This window comes from Micromonospora sp. KC721, from assembly GCF_004348355.1.
Classification (GTDB): Bacteria; Actinomycetota; Actinomycetes; order Mycobacteriales; family Micromonosporaceae; genus Micromonospora.
Genome location: NZ_SMJY01000394.1, coordinates 1 through 1,199, shown reverse-complemented (window position 1 = coordinate 1,199; position 1,199 = coordinate 1). Strand labels below are relative to the sequence as shown.

1 protein-coding gene is annotated in these 1,199 nt (G+C 67.1%); it reads right to left on the bottom strand.

Going from position 1 to position 1,199, the window contains the following annotated elements:
* Nucleotides 1-11: 11 nt before the first annotated feature.
* Nucleotides 12-1,103 (bottom strand): IS630 family transposase, encoded by a 1,092-nt coding sequence (locus tag E1182_RS30610; protein WP_243706512.1) that lies wholly within the window; start codon nt 1,101-1,103, stop codon nt 12-14.
* Nucleotides 1,104-1,199: the final 96 nt, after the last annotated feature.

Here is a 1,199-nt window from a genome sequence, read left to right as displayed (position 1 = left end):
CTAGTGCCCCGTCATGCAGCCTTGAACGGGTAATCCGGGTGGCGGATCTTGGAGTCGGCGGCGAATCCGGATTTCGGTCGGGCTCGCTGGTTGCGCCAGCGGATGTAGTCGCCGATGGCGGCATCCTGTTCGGCGTGGCTGCGGTGGTCGGTGCCGTTGAGGGCGAAGTACCGCACCGCGGCGAACTCCGCCTCGATCCAGTTCAGCCAGGACGCGTAGGTCGGCAGGAACACCAGCTCCACCTGGTTGGCAGTGCACCAGGCGCGAACCTCGGGGTGCTTGTGTGGGGAGAAGTTGTCCACGATCAGGTAGAGCTTGTCGCCGGGCCAGCGGCGGCGCAGGGTCTTGAGGAAGCCGAGGAACTCGCGCCAGCGTTTGCGGTCCCGGATGCGGTAGTGCAGGCGTCCGGTGCTCAGGTCCAGGGCGGCGATCATGTGCCGGGCGCCCTGGTCACGGGTGTAGGTGGCCCTCAGCCGAACTGGTTGGCGCTGCGGACGCCAGGCCCGGCCGGGACGGGGTTGCAGGTTCAGTGGCCCGAACTCGTCGACGCAGATCACCCTGCCGTCGGCGGGCGGGTGGTCGTAGAGGTCCAGGATCCGGCGCATCTTGGTCGTGAAGTCGGGGTCTGTGCTGGCCTTCCACGTCTTGGTGGCCTGCCACGACACCCCGCGCTCGTGCAGGATCCGGCGGACGGTCTCGACGCTGATCGCCGTGACGTAACCGGCGTCGATCAGGTAGTCGCGCAGCTTGGCCAGGGACCAGCAGGAGAACGGCCGGCCGAGGAAACGGGGGTCGCACCGGGCGATGACGCAGATCCAGTCGCGGATCTGCTCATCGATCCGTCTCGGTGCGCCCCCGCTCCATTTTGGGTCCAGCGCGGTAAACCCCCGCTCGTTGAACGCGTGGATCACGTCCCGCACGTAGTCCTCGCTGGTCTTGAGCAAGTGAGCGATGTCCGGCGCCGGCTGCCCCTGGGCCGACATCAGCACCACAATCGCCCGCCGCAGCTTCACCGGGTCCTTCGCCGTGCGGGTGATCCGCTGCAACCGCTGACCCTCAGCCATCGACACCTGCCGGACGAACACCTCCGGGCGTCTGCCCACCGGCCACCACCTCCCATGAACGTCGGGAGACAGCCTGCCCGATCCGTCCTCAGAACCGACGGATTACACGATCAACGTTCAAAGACGAGGCACTAG